This window comes from Mitsuaria sp. GD03876 (assembly GCF_029840635.1).
Taxonomy (GTDB): domain Bacteria; phylum Pseudomonadota; class Gammaproteobacteria; order Burkholderiales; family Burkholderiaceae_C; genus Roseateles.
In genome coordinates, this window is the sequence record NZ_JAOCCU010000001.1 from 24,419 (window position 1) to 43,171 (window position 18,753).

At 71.8% G+C, this 18,753-nt stretch carries 17 protein-coding genes; 3 read left to right on the forward strand and 14 right to left on the reverse strand.

Going from position 1 to position 18,753, the window contains the following annotated elements:
• Positions 1–13: 13 nt before the first annotated feature.
• The 8 genes from N5D62_RS00135 to N5D62_RS00170 form a co-directional block, all read right to left on the reverse strand.
• Positions 14–832 (reverse strand): amino acid ABC transporter ATP-binding protein, encoded by an 819-nt coding sequence (locus N5D62_RS00135; RefSeq protein ID WP_279755281.1) that lies wholly within the window; start codon positions 830–832, stop codon positions 14–16.
• Positions 816–1,469 (reverse strand): amino acid ABC transporter permease, encoded by a 654-nt coding sequence (locus N5D62_RS00140; protein WP_279755283.1) that lies wholly within the window; start codon positions 1,467–1,469, stop codon positions 816–818. Before N5D62_RS00140 ends, N5D62_RS00135 begins: the two co-directional genes overlap by 17 nt.
• Entirely contained in the window at positions 1,466–2,176 is a 711-nt protein-coding gene (locus N5D62_RS00145; protein WP_279755285.1) for an amino acid ABC transporter permease, read from the reverse strand. Before N5D62_RS00145 ends, N5D62_RS00140 begins: the two co-directional genes overlap by 4 nt.
• 7 nt (positions 2,177–2,183) lie before the next feature.
• Positions 2,184–2,996: a transporter substrate-binding domain-containing protein gene (locus N5D62_RS00150; protein WP_279755286.1), complete on the reverse strand. Its 813-nt coding sequence runs from the start codon at positions 2,994–2,996 to the stop codon at positions 2,184–2,186.
• Positions 2,993–3,769 carry a GntR family transcriptional regulator gene (locus tag N5D62_RS00155; protein WP_279755287.1) on the reverse strand — a complete coding sequence of 259 codons (777 nt, stop codon included), beginning with the start codon at positions 3,767–3,769 and terminating at the stop codon, positions 2,993–2,995. Before N5D62_RS00155 ends, N5D62_RS00150 begins: the two co-directional genes overlap by 4 nt.
• A 158-nt stretch (positions 3,770–3,927) precedes the next feature.
• Entirely contained in the window at positions 3,928–4,680 is a 753-nt protein-coding gene (locus N5D62_RS00160; RefSeq protein WP_279755288.1) for a hypothetical protein, read from the reverse strand.
• Between the two features lie 100 nt (positions 4,681–4,780).
• Positions 4,781–5,641 carry a carboxylating nicotinate-nucleotide diphosphorylase gene (gene nadC / locus N5D62_RS00165; RefSeq protein ID WP_279755289.1) on the reverse strand — a complete coding sequence of 287 codons (861 nt, stop codon included), beginning with the start codon at positions 5,639–5,641 and terminating at the stop codon, positions 4,781–4,783.
• Between the two features lie 16 nt (positions 5,642–5,657).
• Positions 5,658–6,356 carry a fumarylacetoacetate hydrolase family protein gene (locus N5D62_RS00170; protein WP_279755290.1) on the reverse strand — a complete coding sequence of 233 codons (699 nt, stop codon included), beginning with the start codon at positions 6,354–6,356 and terminating at the stop codon, positions 5,658–5,660.
• Positions 6,357–6,464: 108 nt separating this feature from the next.
• Between N5D62_RS00170 and N5D62_RS00175 the strand changes: the two genes are divergently transcribed.
• From N5D62_RS00175 to N5D62_RS00185, 3 genes are all read left to right on the forward strand, one after another.
• Entirely contained in the window at positions 6,465–7,721 is a 1,257-nt protein-coding gene (locus N5D62_RS00175; RefSeq protein ID WP_279755291.1) for a septal ring lytic transglycosylase RlpA family protein, read from the forward strand.
• A gap of 235 nt (positions 7,722–7,956) precedes the next feature.
• Positions 7,957–9,111, forward strand: a complete 1,155-nt coding sequence (locus tag N5D62_RS00180) for a GGDEF domain-containing protein (protein WP_279755292.1) — start codon at positions 7,957–7,959, stop codon at positions 9,109–9,111.
• Positions 9,112–9,124: 13 nt separating this feature from the next.
• Complete coding sequence (locus N5D62_RS00185; RefSeq protein ID WP_279755293.1) at positions 9,125–10,303, forward strand: GGDEF domain-containing protein; 1,179 nt, start codon at positions 9,125–9,127, stop codon at positions 10,301–10,303.
• A gap of 97 nt (positions 10,304–10,400) precedes the next feature.
• Here the strand turns inward: N5D62_RS00185 and N5D62_RS00190 are convergent, their stop codons facing one another.
• From N5D62_RS00190 to N5D62_RS00215, 6 genes are all read right to left on the reverse strand, one after another.
• Positions 10,401–10,745 (reverse strand): DUF3325 domain-containing protein, encoded by a 345-nt coding sequence (locus tag N5D62_RS00190; protein ID WP_279755294.1) that lies wholly within the window; start codon positions 10,743–10,745, stop codon positions 10,401–10,403.
• Entirely contained in the window at positions 10,745–12,415 is a 1,671-nt protein-coding gene (locus tag N5D62_RS00195; protein ID WP_279755295.1) for a PepSY-associated TM helix domain-containing protein, read from the reverse strand. Before N5D62_RS00195 ends, N5D62_RS00190 begins: the two co-directional genes overlap by 1 nt.
• Before the next feature lie 12 nt (positions 12,416–12,427).
• Positions 12,428–12,721 carry a DUF3649 domain-containing protein gene (locus N5D62_RS00200; protein WP_279755597.1) on the reverse strand — a complete coding sequence of 98 codons (294 nt, stop codon included), beginning with the start codon at positions 12,719–12,721 and terminating at the stop codon, positions 12,428–12,430.
• 101 nt (positions 12,722–12,822) lie between these two features.
• Positions 12,823–15,036 carry a TonB-dependent siderophore receptor gene (locus N5D62_RS00205; protein ID WP_279755296.1) on the reverse strand — a complete coding sequence of 738 codons (2,214 nt, stop codon included), beginning with the start codon at positions 15,034–15,036 and terminating at the stop codon, positions 12,823–12,825.
• 314 nt (positions 15,037–15,350) lie between these two features.
• A complete protein-coding gene (locus tag N5D62_RS00210; protein ID WP_279755297.1) occupies positions 15,351–17,012 on the reverse strand; it encodes a GGDEF domain-containing protein in 1,662 nt (553 codons plus the stop codon).
• A gap of 182 nt (positions 17,013–17,194) precedes the next feature.
• The gene (locus N5D62_RS00215) at positions 17,195–18,721 is read right to left on the reverse strand and encodes a CoA-acylating methylmalonate-semialdehyde dehydrogenase (protein ID WP_279755298.1); all 1,527 of its coding nucleotides are present in this window, start codon (positions 18,719–18,721) and stop codon (positions 17,195–17,197) included.
• Positions 18,722–18,753: the final 32 nt, after the last annotated feature.

Here is an 18,753-nt window from a genome sequence, read left to right on the forward strand (position 1 = left end):
TCCGCCCGTGCCGTCAGTCATCCAGCGACTTCAGGAACTGCCGGAGTTCCGCCGTCTTCGGCGCGCCGAAGAGCTCGGCCGGCGAGCCAATCTCGTGCACGCGGCCCTGGTGCATGAAGATCACCCGGTCCGCGACCTTGCGCGCGAAGTTCATCTCGTGCGTGACCATCAGCAGCGTCATGCCCTCCTCCGCCAGCGACTCGACCACCCGCAGCACCTCCCCCACCAGCTCCGGGTCGAGCGCCGAGGTGATCTCGTCGCACAGCAGCACCTGCGGCGCCATCGCCAGCGCCCGCGCGATCGCCACGCGCTGCTGCTGGCCGCCGCTGAGCTGATCGGGCATCGCGTCGAACTTCTCCGCCAGGCCCACCCGCGCCAGCAGCGCCCGCGCCTGCTCCGCCGCGTCGCGGTCGGACTGCTTCTTCACCAGCGTCGGCGCCAGCATCACGTTGCGCCCGACGCTCAGGTGCGGGAACAGGTTGAAGCTCTGGAAGATCATCCCGACCTGCTGCCGCAGCGCGCGCATCGCCATCGCGCTCTCGTGCAGCAGCGGCTTGCCCGCCACCGTCAGCGAGCCGTCCTGGAATTGCTCCAGCCCGTTGATGCAGCGCAGCAGCGTGCTCTTGCCCGATCCGCTCTTGCCGATCAGCGCGATCACCTCGCCCCGCATCACGTCCAGGTCGATGCCCTTGAGCACCTCGTGGTCGCCGTAGGACTTGCGCAGCGCGGTGATGCGCACGATCGGTACGCCGGGCACCGGCGCGGACGCGGCGGACGAGGCGGCAGCCGCTGCCGTTGCAGGGGAATCGGCGATCTCAGGCAGCGCGGCCATGCGGTTTCCTTTCCAGGTATTGGGCGAACAGGCTCACGGGGAAGCACAGCGCGAAATAGAACAGCGCCACGCAGCCGAAGACCAGGAAGGGCTTGAAGCTCGCGTTGGCGATCATGCCGCCGGCCTTGGTCAGCTCGACGAAGCCGATCACCGATGCCAGCGCGGTGCCCTTGATGACCTGCACCAGGAAACCGACCGTCGGCGCGATGGCCAGCCGCGTGGCCTGCGGCAGGATCACGTGACGCAGCTGCTCGCCGAAGCTCATCGCCAGGCTGCGCGCGGCTTCCCATTGGCCGCGGGGCACGGCCTCGACGCAGCCGCGCCAGATCTCGACCAGGTAGGCGCTCGTGTAGCAGGTCAGCGCCAGCGACGCGGCCGTCCAGGCCGACACCTCCAGCCCCAGCAGCGCCAGCCCGAAGTAGGCGAGGAACAGCTGCATCAGCAGCGGCGTGCCCTGGAACAGCGCGACGTAGGCGCCGATCGCCCGGCGCGTGCGCGGTCCCAGGCCCAGCCGCAGGCACAGCAGCGCCGCGCCGACCACGCCGCCGCCGATGAACGCGATCAACGACAGCGCCACCGTCCAGCGCGCCGCCAGCGCCAGGTTGCGCAGGATGTCCCAGACGGTGAACTCGATCATGCGGGCCTCCCGATCCGGCGCCAGGTCGATCGCTTCGCGCGTGCCGGCGTGCCGCCGAAGAGCCAGCGCGGTCCCGCCCAGAGCAGGCCGCGGCGCACGATCACCGCCAGCGCCAGGTAGATCAGCGTCGCCACGATGAAGGCCTCGAAGGCGCGGAAGTTGCGGCTCTGGATCAGGTTGGCGGCGTAGCTCAGCTCCTCGGTCGAGATCTGGCCGCAGACCGCCGACCCCAGCATCACGATGACGATCTGGCTGGTCATCGCCGGCCACACCCGCTGGAACGCCGGCGGCAGGATCACCCGCGTGAAGACCTGCACCGGGCCCAGCGCCAGGCTCCGCGCCGCCTCCCACTGGCCGCGCGGCGCGGCCTGGATGCCGGCGCGCAGGATCTCGGTGCCGTAGGCGCCGAGGTTGAGCGTCATCGCGATCAGCGAGGCGGACTCCGGCGACAGCTTCACGCCCAGCGCCGGGAGGCCGAAGAAGACGAAGAACAGCTGGACGATGAAGGGCGTGTTGCGCAGCAGCTCGACGTAGACGCCGACGCCGCGGCGCAGCGCGGTCGAGCCGCAGGCCCGGGCCCAGGCGCCGAGCGTGGCGATCAGCAGGCCCAGCGGCACGGCCACCAGCGTCAGGCCGACGGTCCAGGCGAGGCCGCGCAGCAGCAGCGGCCATTCGGCGAGGACGGCGCCGAAGTCAAAGGCGATCATCGCCGGCTCACAGCGGCAGGTCGCCGGCGCCGCGGCCGAGCCACTTGCGCGACATCGCCTCGAGCTCGCCGGCCTGCTTCGCCGCCGCGATGATCGCGTTCACCTTGGCCAGCAGCGCGTCCTCGCCCTTGGCGACGCCGACGAAGCAGGGGCTGTCCTTGAGCAGCAGCTTGTATTCGACGTTCAGGCCGGGCTGGCGCTGCATCAGGTTGCCGGCGACGGCGGCGCTGGTGGCCAGCACCTGCGTCTGGCCGGCGGCGAACGCGGCGATGGTGGCGTTGTTGTCCTCGAAGCGCTTGAACTCCAGCGTCGACGGCGCGACCTTGGCGAGCTCCTGGTCCTCCATCGCGCCGCGCGTGACGGCGACGGTCTTGCCGGCGAGGTCGGCGAAGCTCTTGATGGCCAGGCTCTTCGGCGCGAAGACCGCCTGGTAGAACGGCGCGTAGGCGGCGCTGAAGGCGATCACCTTCTCGCGGTCGGGGTTCTTGCCGAGCGTGGAGATGACGAGGTCCGCCTTCTTCGTCTGCAGGTAGGGGATGCGGTTGGCGCTGGTGACGGGCACCAGCTCGACCTTCACGCCGAGCTTGGCGGCGATCAGCTCGGCCATCGCGACGTCCAGGCCTTGCGGCTTCATGTCGGGGCCGACGAAGCCGTAGGGCGGGTAGTCGGTCGGGACCGCGATCTTGATGGTCTTGCTCTTGGCGATCGCGTCGAGCGCGGTCTGCGCCTGCGCGCCCAGCGCGAGCAGGCCGAGGCCGGCGGCGAGCAGCAGGCGGCGCGGCACGAGCGCGCGGGCGGAGGAACGGACGGCGTGGCTCATAGCAAGGCTCCTAGGTAGGCGGCAGGGGGGGAATCGTTGGCGTCGGCATCAGCGAGGCGAAGCGCGCGCTGCCGCCGGGCGGGCGTGGCCGGCGCGGCGGCCGCCAGCGGCGTGAGCGCCTGGCGCAGTTGGTGCAGGGGGTCCTCGGCAGGCGTCTCGAGCCGCAGGCCCGCCTGGACGTTGGCGAGGTGGTCGGCCATCAGCGCCTCGGCCCCGGCGAGATCGCCGCGCTCGAGCGCGGCCACGATGGCGACGTGGTCCTGGCAGGACTGCGCCGCCTCGTGCGACGACTGGTAGAGCATCGCGATCAGCGTGGTGCGCGCGGTGTAGTCGCGCAGCGTGTCGGCCAACAGGCTGTTGCCGAGGCATTCGGCGAGGCAGACATGGAAGTCGCCGAGCAGGAAGCTGCGCGCGCCGACGTCGTCGCCGCGCAGCGCGGCCTTCTCCTGCGCGAGGTGCTTCTTCAGCCGCGTGAGCGCCGGCTTGTCCAGCGGACGGCGGCCGCGGATCAGGCCGAGCTCGATCACGCGGCGCGCCTCGAAGGCCTCCCGGGCCTCGTCGCGGGAAGGCGCGATCAGGTACCAGCCGCGGCGTGCGCTGACGGTGACGATGCCGCGCGCGGCGAGCCGCGTCAGCGCCTCGCGGACGATGGTGCGGCTGCAGTCGAAGAGCAGCGCGAGCTGCTGCTCGCCGAGCCGCGTGCCCGGCGCCAGCTTCTGCGCCAGCACGGCTTCGACGATGCGCTGGCTGATGTCGGTGGCGGAAGTGCCCATGCACGGGGCTTTGCAGCTTCCGTGCCAACGGACGCGCGGGGCGCCGTCACCGGTGAACCTGTCTTGTATGCAAGCCTGCGCGACCGTCGCGCACCAGCGTTGCGCACAAGTTTGGTGTGGCGGGCACTGTCCCAGTGCCCGCCGCGCGCCCGCCCGGCTCAGGCCGCATCGGCGCTTTCGGCCTCGAACACCCGGGCTTCGACGACCGGTTCCGGCGACTTCAGGAACGGCGCGTCCTTGATGTCGTGGTACAGGTTGAGCAGCCGCTTCTCCGCCCGGATCAGGAGCGTGGCGTAGAGCATGGGGCGGATGCGGATCGTGGGGCTGTAGACGGTGAACCGGTTCTCGCCCTTGGCGATCCTGCTGCCGAAGATGTAGCCGTCCACGCGCGTCCCCGGCTTGAGATGACCGGCCTGCTCGAGTTCCTTGATGTAGTTCCAGACCTGTTCCCGGTCCCGGCCGTCGATCACCCGCCCCGTCGTCTTGAGCTCGATCACCACCAGCTGGTCGACGCCATCCGCCTCGTACGTGTCGTCAAAGGATGAACAGCTGTAGAGCCCGAGGCTGCTGTCGGGCAGCACCACCAGGTCGGGGCGGTTGCGGGAGCCCTTTCCCTCGGGACAGTCCAGCAGGTCCTGGATCACGCTCGTCATGCCGGCGTTGGCGGTGAACTGGACCGATTCGAACTGTGGCCCGAGCATCCAGAGCCCGCGCTCGAAGAGCGGCTGGAGTTCCTGGACTTCCTTGACACCCACGACCCGGAGCTTGTCGCGCAGCTCGGTCATCAGTCGGAGCCGGCATTCGACCTCGTCCAGGATGCGGATGGCTTTGCCGGCCGTCCATCGGCGCAGGATGTCCCGGATGGCGCCAGCATTGGCGTCCGGGACCCGATCATCGTTGCTTGCTTCCACGCGCGTCTCCTTCGCTTGAGAGGAAGCCGCGAGTGTCAGAAAGAAGTTCGGCGCCAGATATGGCGCCGAATTGCGGGAGCAGCCGGTGTTCAGGCCAGTGTCAGCCCTCGACCCGCATCGAGTAGTCAACCGCCTTGGCGTCCTTGGTCAGCCGGCCGACCGAGATCCGGTCGACGCCCGTCGCCGCGATCCAGCGCAGCTGGTCGATCGCCACCCCGCCCGACACCTCCAGCAGCGCCCGCCCGCCGGCGATCGCCACCGCCTCGCGCATCATCGGCTCGCTGAAGTTGTCCAGCAGCACGCTCACCGCGCCGGCGTCCAGCGCCTCATGCAACTGGGCGATCGTCTCGACCTCGACCTGGATCGTCACGCCCGCCCCCAGCGCCTGCGCCTGCCGCAGGGCCTGCGTCACGCCGCCGGCCGCGGCGATGTGGTTCTCCTTGATCAGGATCCCGTCGTACAGCGCCAGGCGCTGGTTCGCGCCGCCGCCCACGCGCACCGCGTACTTCTGCGCCAGCCGCAGCCCGGGCAGCGTCTTGCGCGTGTCCAGCACCGCGCAACCGCGCGGGTTCGGGCTCGCGCCCTCGATCGCCCGCGCATGCGCCCGGGTCGTCGTCGCCGTGCCCGACAGCAGCTGCAGGAAGTTCAGCGCCGGCCGCTCGGCCGACAGCAGCGCGCGGCCCTCGGCCTCGAGCTCGCACACGATCGTGTCGGGCGCCATGTCCGCGCCCTCGTCGTAGCGCCACTCGATCCGCGACGACCCGTCCAGCGCCAGGAACACGCCCTCGAACCAGTCGCGGCCGCACAGCACCGCCGCCTCGCGCACGCGCACATGCGCCTTCACCCGCTGGCCGGCCGGCACCAGCCGCGCGGTCCAGTCGCTGATGCCGATGTCCTCGAACAGCGCGTCGCGGATGTTGCGCGCGCGGGCCTCGTCCAGGGTCTCGTTGTGGTCGAACATGCCGGCGCCGTCCCGTTTACTCGGCGTCGCCGATCGTGATCGACAGCGTGCCGAAACCTTCGATCACGCCGTCGATCCGGTCGCCCGGCTTCACCGGACCGACGCCTTCCGGCGTGCCGGTGTAGATCAGGTCGCCCGGCTCCAGGTGATAGAACTGGGACAGGTTGGCCACCAGCTCCGGAATGCTCCAGATCATGTCCGACAGGTCGCCGCGCTGCTTTTCCTCGCCGTTGACCGACAGCGTGATCGCGCCCTTGGCCAGCTCGCCCAGCTCGGCGCGCGGCACCAGCTCGGTGATCACCGCCGAATGCTCGAAGCCCTTGCCCAGGTCCCAGGGACGGCCGGTCTTCTTGGCCTCGTTCTGCAGGTCGCGGCGCGTCATGTCCAGGCCGGCGGCGTAGCCCCAGACCGCGTCGGCGGCCTGTTCCGGCGTCGCGCGGAACACCGGCTTGCCGATCGCCACGACCAGCTCCATCTCGTAATGCAGGTTGCCCGTCCCCGCCGCGTAGGGGATCGTGCCGCCCGACGGCGCCAGCGCGCTGGCCGGCTTGGTGAAGTAGAACGGCGGCTCGCGGTCCGGATCGCTGCCCATCTCGCGGGCATGGGCGGCGTAGTTGCGGCCGACGCAGAAGATGCGGCTGACGGCGTAACGCGCGTCGCTGCCACGCACGGCCACGGCGGCCTGGGGCGCTGGGGGGAAGACGTAGTTGCTCATGACGGTGCGGACGGAGCGATCGCAACAGATGCAACCGCGGTGAAAGGGAAGAAGGGAGCGCGGAGCATAACCTTGGCAAATCCGCGCCGCATTGCTAGGGTTGCGGCCATGTTTGAAGCCCGCCCCGCCGGCCAGCGCCTGGCCGTCCTGACGTGTGCCCTGATCCTGGCCGCCTGCGCCAGCCGCGGTCCCGCCCCCTCCCGTTCCCCGTCCGGAGGCCCCAAGGTCTCCTCCTGGCCCGACAAGGACGGCCCCGACGCCGTCATCCCGCCCGACCTCAAGAAGGTGCCCGACGCCGTCCCGAAGCTGGAGTCCATCCGCAAGGGCGGCCCCAACAAGCCCTACGAGGTGCTGGGCGAGCGCTACGAGCCGATCGCCGAGGACAGGCCGCTGGTGCAGAAGGGCCTGGCCTCCTGGTACGGCCGCAAGTTCCACGGCAAGCCGACCTCCAGCGGCGAGATCTACAACATGTACGCGATGACCGCGGCCCACGCGACCATCCCGATCCCCAGCTACGCCCGGGTGCGCAACCCCAGGAACGGCCGCGAGGTCATCGTGCGCATCAACGACCGCGGCCCGTTCCACAAGGGCCGGATCATCGACCTGAGCTACACCGCCGCGCTGAAGCTGGACGTGCTCAACGGCGTCGCGCCGGTGGAGATCGAACGCATCACCTACGAGGACATCCGCACCGGCGCCTGGACCCGCGACCGCGACACGCTGTCGCCCGATCCCAAGGTCGCGCCGGACACCCCCGTCTACGCCGCCGCCACGCCCAGCGGCGCGCCGGACCTGACGACCACCGCCCAGCTGCGCCCGCCCGTCGTGCCGGTGGCGGCGCAGGTCCCCGTGCCCACACCGGTGATCGTGCCGGCGCCGGTCGCCCGCAACGACCGGTCCGCGGATCGCCCGGCGGCGCCACCGGCCTCCACGCCCGCGGCCACCGCCCCGACGGCCACCGCCGCCGCCGACGGCGCCCTGAAGCCGATCCCGATCACCGCGCTGCCGCCGGGCAGCGACCTGCCGCCGCCCGGGCAGTCCAAGGCCGACGCGATGGCGACCGCCACCGCCGGCGCGATCGCCGCGGCCGACCCGGCCGCCCCGGTGCCGGCGCTCAAGATCGCCGCCGCGCAGGGCTTCTGGCTGCAATTCGGCGCGTTCTCGCGGCTCGAGGGCGCGGAGCAGCTGCGCGAGCAGTTCACGCGCGGCATGGAGGAATTCGCGCCGATGCTCACGATCTTCAAGGACAAGAACCTGCACCGCCTGCAGGCCGGTCCGTTCACGAGCCGCGAGGACGCCCGCGCCGCCGCGGACCGCGTGCGCTCGGCGATGGCGCTGACGCCGATCCTGGTCGAGCGCCGCTGAGCGGGCGCGGCTGAGAAGTCGCGGCTGGGAAGGCGCCGCTGCGCGGGCGCCGCATCCCGCGTCGACCGCGGCCGCGATCCTTTCCCCCGGCCGTTTCCATCGCGCACGCACGCGCCCCCAACGCCTCCCCGCACGGGGATTGCCCCTCTGACCGACAGGGGCGGCGCCATGGGGGTGCCGCCATGACCCGGGGGCACGATTGTGTGCCGCCGACCGCTTTGCGATGATGACCCGCATGCCGCCGCTGGACGCCGCCACGCTGCTGATGGTGATCGCCGTGATCGATGCCGTCGCGTGCGTCATCTGGCTCGCGCTGGGCGAGGCCTTGCGCATCGCGCCGCGCGCGGCCCGGCGGATCGCGGCCTATCACGGCCTGCTGGCGCTGGCCTGGTGGCCGGCGATCCCCGAATCGATGGAGCGCCTGGTCGCGCTGCCGCTGGACGTGATCTCCGCCGGGCTGCTGACGGCCGGCGTGCGCGCGCTGATGCGGGTCCGCCACGACGCGTGGGACATCGCCGCCATCGTCGCGCTGGGGCTGCTGGCCACCGCCGCGACCGCCGGCGATCCCGACCTGGCCACCGCGCGCGCCGTCTCCAACCTCGCCGGCGGGGTGCTCGCGGCGATGGCCGCCTGGGATGTCGCCGTCGGCGCGGGCTTCCGGGCCGGCTTCACCGGCGCGCTGATGCTGCCCTACCTGGTGCTGGCCGGCGGCTGCTTCTGGCGTGCCGGCGGGCTGCTCGGCTGGACGCCGCCCGGCCTGGACCTCGCGGGACTGGGCGCCAACGCGCCGCTGGCGCTGCTGCGCCTGGTGGTCGACCTGACCATCGCGACCGGCCTGATCGCGCTGGTGCTGCAGCGGCTGATCGCCCGCGTGCGCCACCTCACGCGCCGCGACGCCCTCACCGGGCTGCTCAACCGCCGCGCGCTCGAGGAGCACCTCGCCCGGATGCAGGCGCTGGTCGAGCGCGGCCGCGCCAACGCCGTGCTGGTGCTGGACGTGGACCACTTCAAGCGCATCAACGACGAGCTCGGCCATGCCGGCGGCGACGCCGCGCTGCAGCACCTGGCCGGCGTGCTCGGCGCGACGCTGCGCGACACCGACTGCTTCGGCCGCCTGGGCGGCGAGGAATTCGCGGTGCTGCTGCCCGACACGGACCTCGACGGCGCGATGCTGGTCGCCGAGCGGCTGCGCAAGCTGCTGCAGGAACAGCCGCTGGCCTGGGGCGACAAGCTCTGGCCGATCAGCGCGAGCTTCGGCGTGGCGACGATGCAGCGCGGCGACGCGAACGGCCATGGCGCGCTGTCCCGGGCCGACGCCGCGATGTACGCGGCCAAGGCGCGCGGGCGCAACCGCGTGCTGCGCGCCGCCGGCGAGGCGGAGTTCGCGTGATGGAGGCCGCCCGATGATCCCCGCCGCCGATCCGGTCTCGCTGATCGCCGCGCTGGTGGCGCTGTTCGGCGTCGCGGCGGTGGTGTGGCTGATGATCGCCGCGGGCCTGCGCGAATCGCCCGCCGCCTGCGCCAGCGTCGCCGGCGCGAACGCGATGCTCGGCGGCTCCTTCCTGCTGCACGAGGCGCTCGGCCTGACGCTGCCGATGCATTACTGGTGGTCGGACCTGCTGTCGCTGGCGGGGATCGGGCTCGTCCGCCTGGCGGTGCCGCTGATCGGCGACCGGCCGGCGCCGTGGCGCGCGGTGCTGGCCACGATCCTCGTCGTCGGCGTCGCCACCGCGCGCTTCACCGGCGGCCCGGAGGCGCTGCTCCACAAGCTGCTGCTCTACGGCGCGATGGGCGCGCTGGCGCTGCTCGCGGCGCGGGACGCCTGGCGGCTGCTGCGCGCGCGCGGCCTGCACGCGCGCGCCGCGCTGGTGCTGGCCGCGCCGCTGGTGATCGTCGGCGCCCTGCTGCTCGCGCGCCCGGTCGAGGCGTTGCTGGCGCCCGGCCGCACCGAGGACATCGACGTCCAGTCCGCCTTCAACATCGCCTGGCTGTGGGCCTCGCTGGTGCTGGCGCTGCTGATCAACGGCTGGATCGCGTTCCTGTTCCTGATGAAGCTGGTGCTGGAGATCCGCCGCCTGACCGAGCGCGACCCGCTCACCGACGCGCTGAACCGGCGCGCCTTGTCCGAGGCGGTCGACGCGGAGCACTCGCGCCAGATGCGCGGCCACGGCTATGCGCTGGTGCTGCTGGACATGGACCGCTTCAAGCAGCTCAACGACACGCTGGGCCATGCGGCCGGCGACTCGGCGCTGAAGGCGCTGGTGAACGTGGTCAAGCCCTGCCTGCGCGAGGTGGACCGGCTCGCGCGGCTCGGCGGCGAGGAGTTCTGCGTGCTGCTGCCCCACACCGGCATCGCCGGCGCGGCGCTGGTGGCGGAACGCATGCGCGCGCTGCTGGCCGAGCATCCGTTCGCGTGGAACGGCCAGTCGTGGTCGCTGACGGCGAGCTTCGGCATCGCGGAATCGTCGGCGGCCGACGCCAGCGCCGCCGAGGTGATGCGCCGCGCGGACCAGGCGCTCTATCGCGCCAAGGGCCAGGGACGCAACGTGGTGCAGGCGGTGGAGGTGGAGCCGGCGCGCTGAAGGCGCCCGGCGGCCCGCACCGCGAGGCCGGAGCCGGCGCGGGAACCGGCGCGGGAGCCGGAGTCGTGTCGAGCGGGACGGGGCGAAGCCCCGCGGCTCAGCGCGGCATCGGCCCGGTCAGCGGCATCAGCATCAGCGCGGTCGCGCCGACGGCGATCGCCGCGGCGGGCAGCCGCCTCGGCCACCACGTGGCCAGCGCGACGACCGTGAACGCGCCGACGCTCAACTGCGCGGTCCACATCGCCCAGGCGACGCCGTGGTCCAGGCGCGGAATCACGGTCCACCACGACGCCAGGAACGCCACCAGCGCCACCGTGCGCAGTCGCCGCACGCGACGTGGACTGGGCATGTGCTCGAGCGCCTCCTCGTGATGACGCTCCGTCGCCAGGCACAGCGCGGCGAACGCGGCGAAGGAACACAGCATCGGATGCAGCAGGTCCATCACGCGCCCTCCGTGCCCGCGGCGGCGGCCGGCGCGGGATCGGCCAAGCCCGGCGACATCGACGCGGGCGCCGGCGCGGGGGCCTTCTTCTTCAGCGACAGCGGCGGCGCGCCGGGCTTGCAGCGCCAGGCGAGCACCGCCAGCAGCGCCGCCACCGCGACGAAACCCGCGTTGACCGCCTGCACCACCGGACCGGCGTGCCAGAACGGCCAGCCGCCGACGATGTCCATCACCGGCAGCGCCGCCCACGCGAGCGCACCGGCGGTGAACAGGTGCCGCCAGCGCGCGCCCAGCGCCGCCGCCAGGAAGCCCAGCGCCAGCACGCCGTAGAAGACCTTGATCTCCGCGTCGGTCCGCTGGGCCATCTCCAGCGGCAGCCAGCGCGTGGCGTGGCAGAACGCCGCCATCGCGATCGGCAGGCCCGCGATCGCGCCGATGTTCAGCGCGTCGACCAGCTTGTGCCCGGCGCCGATCGCCACCCGGCGGCGCTCGGCATCGGCGCGCCGCTTGACGCTCCAGAGCACCAGCCCGGTCGCGATCATCGCGGTGCCCAGCAGGCCCAGCCCGACCAGCACGAAGCGCAGCGGCAGGTCCGCGAAACGCGCCACGTGCAGCCCATAGAGCACGCCATAGGTCGTCGCCGCGCGACGCTCGTTGTCCGAGCGGCGGATCAGCTGCAGCGTCGTCGCGTCGTACATCAGCCGCGGACCGCGGTACTGCAGCCGGTCGCCGTCATGCGGCAGGAACTCGACCACCGCCCGCGCGCCCTCGCGCTGCAGGCCGATGCCCTCGATGCGGCCTTCGGGCATGCGCTGGCGGACGTCGCGCAGCAGCGCGGACCACCCCGCCTCGCCGATCAGCGGCAGCGGCGCCTTGACCTCGCCGTCGCGCGCGCGGCCGCGCGGCGCCTCGTCGCCGCCGAGCTCGCCGAAGTACGCGCCGGTCTGCGCGCCGTAGGCCGCCGCGATGCCGGCCGGCAGGTACTGGCTGTGCATCGTCATCAGCCCGCTGAAGGTGATGACCAGGTAGAACGGCAGCGCCAGCACGCCGCAGACGTTGTGCGCGTCCAGCCAACTGCGCTGCGCCGCCTTGGCCTTGGGCCGGAAGACGAAGAAGTCCTTGAAGATCCGTCGGTGCGTGACGATGCCGGTCAGCAGCGCGACCAGCATCAGCAGCGTCGCCAGGCCGACCGCCCATCGGCCCTCGAGGATCCACTTGCTCTGCTGCGCCGAGCGCAGCTCGAAGTGGAAGCGATAGAAGTACTCGCCGGCGCCGAAGGTGGTGCGCGTCGCCACCAGGCCGCCGGTGGCCGGATCGAACCAGCGCTGCACGAAGCGCGCGCGCTCGCCGGGCTTGGCCGGCGCCTCGCGGTAGAACACCGAGGCCTGCGGGCGGCGCTCGTCCTGCGCGGTGAAGCGCCAGCTCGCCGCCGCCGGCGCGGCCGCCTGGATCGCGTGCTCCGCCCGCGCCAGCTGCGCGGCGGTCAACGGCCCGGCCGGCGGCAGCGCATGCAGCTCCGGCCGGCTCCACAGGTTCAGCTCCTGCTTGAAGAACGCGAAGGTCCCCGCCAGGAAGATCGCGAACAGCAGCCAGCCCAGCACCAGGCCGGTCCAGGTGTGCAGCCAGGCCATCGCCTGGCGGAAGCCCTCGCGCGCGCCATCGGTTCTCATGCGGCGTTCTCCTCAGAAGCGGCCGGCGACGGCCGGCAGCACGGTCGCGCCGAGCAGCAGCGCCGGTCCCAGCACCCAGGCCCAGGCGCGCCACGCGCTGCGCGCGGTGAAGGCCGTCATGATCGCCACCGCGTAGGCGACGAAACCCAGCATCACGCCAGCGATCGTGGCCTCGGCGCGGTTGTCGGACAGCAGCGGCTGCAGGTGCAGCGCGACCGCGGCGGCCAAGGCCGAGGCCAGCGCGTAGCCGCCGCCCAGCGCCGCCACCGCCCGCGAGGCGACGGCGGCGCGATACCGCCACGGCAGCCGCGACGCCGACGACGCGGGCTTGCGGGCCGCGACGTCCGTGGCGTTCGCACCGCCGAGGCGCGCGGCCATCGCGGCCCGGACGGCCTTGGTGACCATCGTCAGAAGCGGCCGCGCACGCTCAGCATCACGCTGCGCGGGTCGCCGTAGTTGGGATAGTCGAGGTTGGCCCAGTAGGTCTTGTCCAGCGCGTTGCGCACCGACAGGCCCAGGCTGAACCGGTCGTTGAGCTGGTAGTTGGCATGCAGGTTCAGCAGCACGAACGCGCCCTGCGTGACCGTCACCGTGCCCAGCGTCGGATGCGGGATGCCGAAGCCGGTCACCGTGCTCTGGTAGTTCAGCCCGCCGCCGACGGTCAGCTTCTCCCAGGCGCCGGGCAGCCGATAGCTGGTGCTCAGCTGCACGGTGTGGCGCGGCAGGTTCGCGTAGATCAGATCCTGCGCGTTGCGGGTGATGCGGGTGTTGGCGTAGCCCGCGTTGACCGTCCAGCCCCGCGCGACCTGGCCCGCGACGTCCAGTTCGAAGCCCCGCGTCTTGGTGCCGTTCACGCCGATGAACGCATTGCTGCCGTCGGGCAGCGAGCCGTCGGGCACCGACGAGTCCCGCACCGCGTAGTTGTCCTGCTTGGCCTCGAAGACCGCGGCGGACACCGCCAGCTTCTTGTCGAAGAACTCGCCCTTCAGGCCGAACTCGGTGTTGCTGCCGCGGATCGGCGCGAGCAGGTTGTCGTTCTTGTCCTTGTAGTTCTGCGGCTTGAACAGGTCGGTGTAGCTCGCGTAGAGCGAGACCGAGTCGGTCACGTCGTAGACGACGCCGAAGTACGGCGAGACCTCGTCGGTGACCTTGTAGGCGCCGGAGGTGCCGGTGAAGCCGCCGGTGGTGTTGAACGCGTCGGTGCCGGTCTTCCAGTAGCTCAGCCGCGCGCCGGTGATCACCGACAGCGCGTCCAGCACCTTCCAGCGGCCCATGGCGAAGACGCCGCTCTGCTCGGTCTCCGCGACGCGCTTGGCGCCGGTGGCGCTGAAGGTCGGCGTCGGCGCGCTGCCATCCCAGGTGCGGATGTCCGGGATCGCGTAGCTCCAGCTGTTGACGCCGGTCAGCGTCGGCGTGGTGGTGGTCGTCTTCACGCCGTTGGCGCCGATGACCAGGTCATGCCGGCGCCCGAAGAGCTCGACCGTGCCGGACGCGTAGAGGTCCAGGCTGTCGCGCTTCTCCCAGCTGCGGCCGACGGCGGCCAGCAGCTTCAGGCCGGCGCCGGTCTTGGGGTCCGGATAACCGCTGGCATAGGGCACCAGGCGGAAGGTGTTGCCTTCGCTGTGGTTGGCGATGGCCTTGAGCGTCCAGTCGTCGCCGAGCTTCTGCTCCAGCACCGCGTAGAAGGTGCCGTTGAAGCGCGACCAGCGCGACCACGACGGCGAGAAGCTGGTCTCGCGCGGCAGCCCGGCCAGCGAGCCGTCCGAGGCGAAGCGCGGGATCGTGCCCCAGACCGGGCCCTTGGGCGTGTTGTTCTGGTTCTGGTAACCGAGGGTCAGCGTGGTGCTGGCGGTCAGGTCGGCCTCGACGGTCGCCATCAGCGCGGTCTTGTTGTCCAGGTGCCGGTTGCGGAAACCGTCCTTCTCCTGCGCCGACGCGATCAGCCGCGCGCGCACGCGGCCGTCGCGGGTCAGCGGCGTGTTGAGGTCGGCCTCGAGGCGATGGAAGTCGTCGGAACCCAGCACCACCGCGCCGTAGGCGGAGAACGCCTTCTCCGGCCGCTTGCGGATCATGTTCACCGTCGCCGACGGGATGCCCGCGCCGGTGGTCAGGCCGTTGGCGCCGCGCACGACGTCGATGCGCGAGTAAAACGCGGTGTCGAACTCCTGCTGCGTGTTGCCGCTGTAGGTCGGCACGCCGTCGATCTGGAAGTCGGTGATCTGGAAGCCGCGGGCGAAGTACAGCGGGCGCTGGGTGTCGTAGAACGACACGTTCACGCCGGTGATGTTCTGCATCACGTCGTTGATGCTGATCAGCGTCTCGTTCTCGAGGCGGGTGGCGTCGAGGCTGCTCATCGACTGCGGCGTCTCCCGCGCGGTCAGCGGCAACCGGGTGCTGGCACCCTCGAGCTTCTTGCGCGCGGCGCTGATCGTCACGCGGTCGAGCGCCTTGCGACGATCGGCGGCCGTGCCGCCCGAGGTGGCGGGATCGGCGGTGGCGTCGGCTTCAGGGGCGTCGGCGTCGTTCGACGTCGCGGGGACGGACTGCGCGACGGCGGCGCCGGCGGACAACAGCAGCGCGACCGCGGCCGCGAGAGGAGTGAGGGAGGAGCAGCGGGACATGGGAAAGAGCAGCAGCGAGCGGGCGTGAGCCCGCCACCGGCGCGCGCACGAGCGCACCGGGCCCCGGAGGGAGGTGTTGGAAGGAGGCTTGCGGGTCCGGCTCCAGGCGCCGTGCGGCGCGCGCAACGGAGGTTGCGGGGCACGGTGGAGCGTGAGGATCAGGCTGGCGGGAGGCCCTATCCGCCGGGCTTTGCCGACTAGATGAGAACTGTTCTCATTGTAGAAACAGTCTGCGGCGGCGTTCAGGCAAAACCTGCCCCTGTGTGCGGTCTTCGGCCCCACCCACGCTCGCTGCCTGCGCCTTGTGGCCGTGGTCAGGCCAAGGCGACACGGTTGCGGCCCAGATGCTTCGCGCGCTCGACGGCCGCATTGGCGCGGGCGATGAGCAGGTCCGTCGCGTAGGGCGGCGCGCTGGCCAGGCCCATGCTCAGCGTCACGTCCAGGCCCGGCGCGAGCTCGCTCCACGGATGCACCGAGACGCTCGCGCGGATCCGCTCGCAGACCTCGAAACCCCGGTCCGCCACCGTGTCCGGGAAGACGACCAGGAACTCCTCGCCGCTCCAGCGCAGCAACACATCGGAGCCGCGCGTGTTCTCGCGCAGCAGCTGCGCCAGCTCCTGCAGCACGCGGTCGCCAATCTCGCGACCATGGCGCTCGTTGATGTTGCGCAGGCCGTCCGCGTCGATCAGCGCCACCGTCAGCGGGCGCGCCTCCTGCTCCGCCGCGCGCAGCAGCGGCGGCAGCCGCGCTTCCAGGCAGCGGCGATTGCCCAGGCCCGTCAGCGGATCCTTGAACTCCGCCGCGTCGCGGGCGGCGGCCCCAGTCGGATCGGCCGCGTACTCCGCTTCCATTCGCGAGACGAAGTACTGCGATTGCGCCATCAGCTGCGAGACCGCGCGCCGGCGCTCCAGCGTGCGCGCCTGCTCCAGGTGGAACAGCGACGGCCCCAGCAAGGCCAGCGCCTTCGCCGCGCGGTAGCTGGCCTGGTGCAGGCGCAGGCGCAGGAACAGCGGCACGTCGTTCAGCTCGGTGCCGTCCGCCGCGTCGCCGCGCCCTCCGGCGTCGCGCGCGGTCACGCGCTCGAGGTCCTCCTGCAGCGCCTGCAGCTGCTGCCAGGCGGTGCTGGCCTGGCCGCGCGCGAGCTGCAGTTCGGCCAGCATGCCGCGCAGGCGCCAGTCGAGCAGGCGGAAGCCGGCCCGCTCGCTTTCATCGCGCGCTTCGGTGAGCAGCGGCTCGGCTTCGTCCAGGCGCCCCATCAGCAGCAGCACCTCGCCGAAGTTGGACGCGGTCAGCGCGATGCCGTAGCGGTCGCCGAGCTGGAGCGAATGGGGACGCGCCTCGCGCGCGAGTTCGAGCGCCCGCTCCAGCGTGCGCGGCGCCTGCTGCGGCGCGGCGCCGTCGCGCTGCAGGTGGTAGGCGCCGATCGCCACGGTGCACAGGTTGGTGAGCGTGACCACGCGCTCGTAGGGCGTGGCGTTGGTGCGCAGCAGGCCGCCGGCCTCGCTCATCAGGCGCTCGGCCTGCCAGGGATCGCCCATGCGCTCGAAGCAGGCGCCCAGGCCGTTCAGCGCGACCGCGTGCAGCCTCAGGTCACCCAGCTCGCCGGCCAGCTTCAGCGCCTCGTGCGCGCAGGCCAGGCCTTGCTCGTAGGCGCCGAGCTCGCAAGCCGCCAGGCTCATCCAGCGCAGCAGCTCGCACATCGCGGCACTGGCGCCGAGCGGCCGCATCAGCCGCAGCGCGCGCTCGCCGACGTCCAGCATGCCGGACAGGTCGCCGCGGCGCAGGCGGAAGAAGGCGCGCAGGCGGCCGGCCTCGGCCTGTTCGTTGATGTAGCCCTCGGCGTCGGCGCGATGCCAGATGGCATCGGCGAGCGCGAGGCCGTCGTCCAGCCGGGCCTCGCGTTGCGCGAGGCGGGCGCGCTCGAGGAGCTCGCCGAGCGGCGCGCCGTCCAGGGACGCCGTCGCTGGCGTCGTCATCGCATCGGGAGAAGGGGTGCCGCTTGGGAACATCCGGCAAGCGTAGCCGAACCTGTCTCCTGCACTGCGAAGACCCTCACCCCCCGGCCTCTCGCAACTCCCTCTCCCGCACTGCGGGAGAGGACGGGGGTGAGGGTCGTGGCCGGACTCGGCGCCCGCCGAGCGGCCTGCTCAGCCCTGCATCACTGGCTCGTCGGCATCACGAACTCGGCGCCCTTGGCGATGCTCGCGGGCCAGCGCTGCATGACGCTCTTCTGCTTCGTATAGAAGCGCACGCCCTCCTCGCCGTAGGCATGCATGTCGCCGAACAGGCTCTTCTTCCAGCCGCCGAAGCCATGCCAGGCCATCGGCACCGGGATCGGCACGTTGATGCCGACCATGCCGACCTGCACGCGGCGCGCGAACTCCCGGGCGACATTGCCGTCGCTGGTGAAGCAGGCGACGCCGTTGCCGAACTCATGCGTGTTGACGAGGTGCAGCGCCTCGCTGAAGTCCTTGACCCGCACGCAGGCGAGCACCGGCCCGAAGATCTCTTCCTTGTAGAGCCGCGTCGACGGCTGGACGTGGTCGAACAGCGTGCCGCCGGTGAAGAACCCGCCCGGCAGCCCGTCGACCTGGTGACCGCGCCCGTCGACCACCAGCGTGGCGCCTTCCTCGACGCCCTGCGCGATCGCGCCCTCGATGCGGTCGCGCGCCTCGCGCGTGACGATCGGGCCCATCTCGGCGCGCAGGTCCATGCCGTCCATGATCTGGAGCGCCTTCGCGCGCTCGGCCAGCTTGGGCACGATCTTGTCGGCCACGTCGCCGACCAGCACCGCCACCGAGATCGCCATGCAGCGCTCCCCCGCCGAGCCGTAGGCGGCGCCGATCAGCGCGTCGACGGCCTGGTCGATGTCGGCATCGGGCATGACCACCATGTGGTTCTTCGCCCCGCCCAGCGCCTGCACGCGCTTGCCGTGCCTCGCGCCGGTCTCGTAGATGTACTGCGCGATCGGCGTCGAGCCGACGAAGCTCAGCGCCCGCACGTCGGGATGGTGCAGCAGCGCGTCGACGACCTGCTTGTCGCCCTGCACGACCTGGAAGATGCCGTCGGGCAAGCCGGCCTGCTTGAACAGCTCGGCGATGGCCAGGCTGGGCGACGGGTCGCGTTCGCTCGGCTTGAGGATGAAGGCGTTGCCGGTGGCGACGGCCAGCGGCGCCATCCACATCGGGACCATGAACGGGAAGTTGAACGACGTGATGCCGGCCACCACGCCCAGCGGCTGGCGCGTCGTCCAGTTGTCGATGCCGGTGGAGACCTGCTCGGTGTAGTCGCCCTTGAGCAGCTGCGGCACGCCGCAGGCGAACTCGACGACGTCGATGCCCCGGGTCACCTCGCCCTGCGCGTCGGTGAAGACCTTGCCGTGCTCGGCGGTGATCATCGCGGCGAGGCGGTCGCGGTGCTGGTTCAGCAGCTCGAGGAACTTGAACATCACCCGCGACCGGCGCAGCGGCGACGCATCGGCCCAGGCGGGGAACGCGGCCTGCGCGGCGGCGACCGCCGTGTTCACGTCCTCGGCATTGCCCAGCTGCAGCTGGCGGGCCACCTCGCCGGTGGCCGGATTGAAGACCGCCTGGCTGCGACCCGAGGTGGCCGCGCGGCGCTGGCCGCCGATGAAATGGGGGATGTCGGCGTTGTCGGTGAACGCGGCGGGGGATGGGGTGCTCACGGCGGTCTCCTGCTTCTGTGGGATGCCGACGA

Coding starts and splice junctions, on each gene's coding strand:
- N5D62_RS00135 (WP_279755281.1), bottom strand. CDS start 832: ATGGCCGCGCTGCCTGAGATCGCCGATTCCCCTGCAACGGCAGCGGCT.
- N5D62_RS00140 (WP_279755283.1), bottom strand. CDS start 1,469: ATGATCGAGTTCACCGTCTGGGACATCCTGCGCAACCTGGCGCTGGCG.
- N5D62_RS00145 (WP_279755285.1), bottom strand. CDS start 2,176: ATGATCGCCTTTGACTTCGGCGCCGTCCTCGCCGAATGGCCGCTGCTG.
- N5D62_RS00150 (WP_279755286.1), bottom strand. CDS start 2,996: ATGAGCCACGCCGTCCGTTCCTCCGCCCGCGCGCTCGTGCCGCGCCGC.
- N5D62_RS00155 (WP_279755287.1), bottom strand. CDS start 3,769: ATGGGCACTTCCGCCACCGACATCAGCCAGCGCATCGTCGAAGCCGTG.
- nadC (WP_279755289.1), bottom strand. CDS start 5,641: ATGTTCGACCACAACGAGACCCTGGACGAGGCCCGCGCGCGCAACATC.
- N5D62_RS00170 (WP_279755290.1), bottom strand. CDS start 6,356: ATGAGCAACTACGTCTTCCCCCCAGCGCCCCAGGCCGCCGTGGCCGTG.
- N5D62_RS00175 (WP_279755291.1), top strand. CDS start 6,465: ATGTTTGAAGCCCGCCCCGCCGGCCAGCGCCTGGCCGTCCTGACGTGT.
- N5D62_RS00180 (WP_279755292.1), top strand. CDS start 7,957: ATGCCGCCGCTGGACGCCGCCACGCTGCTGATGGTGATCGCCGTGATC.
- N5D62_RS00185 (WP_279755293.1), top strand. CDS start 9,125: ATGATCCCCGCCGCCGATCCGGTCTCGCTGATCGCCGCGCTGGTGGCG.
- N5D62_RS00190 (WP_279755294.1), bottom strand. CDS start 10,745: ATGGACCTGCTGCATCCGATGCTGTGTTCCTTCGCCGCGTTCGCCGCG.
- N5D62_RS00195 (WP_279755295.1), bottom strand. CDS start 12,415: ATGAGAACCGATGGCGCGCGCGAGGGCTTCCGCCAGGCGATGGCCTGG.
- N5D62_RS00205 (WP_279755296.1), bottom strand. CDS start 15,036: ATGTCCCGCTGCTCCTCCCTCACTCCTCTCGCGGCCGCGGTCGCGCTG.
- N5D62_RS00210 (WP_279755297.1), bottom strand. CDS start 17,012: ATGACGACGCCAGCGACGGCGTCCCTGGACGGCGCGCCGCTCGGCGAG.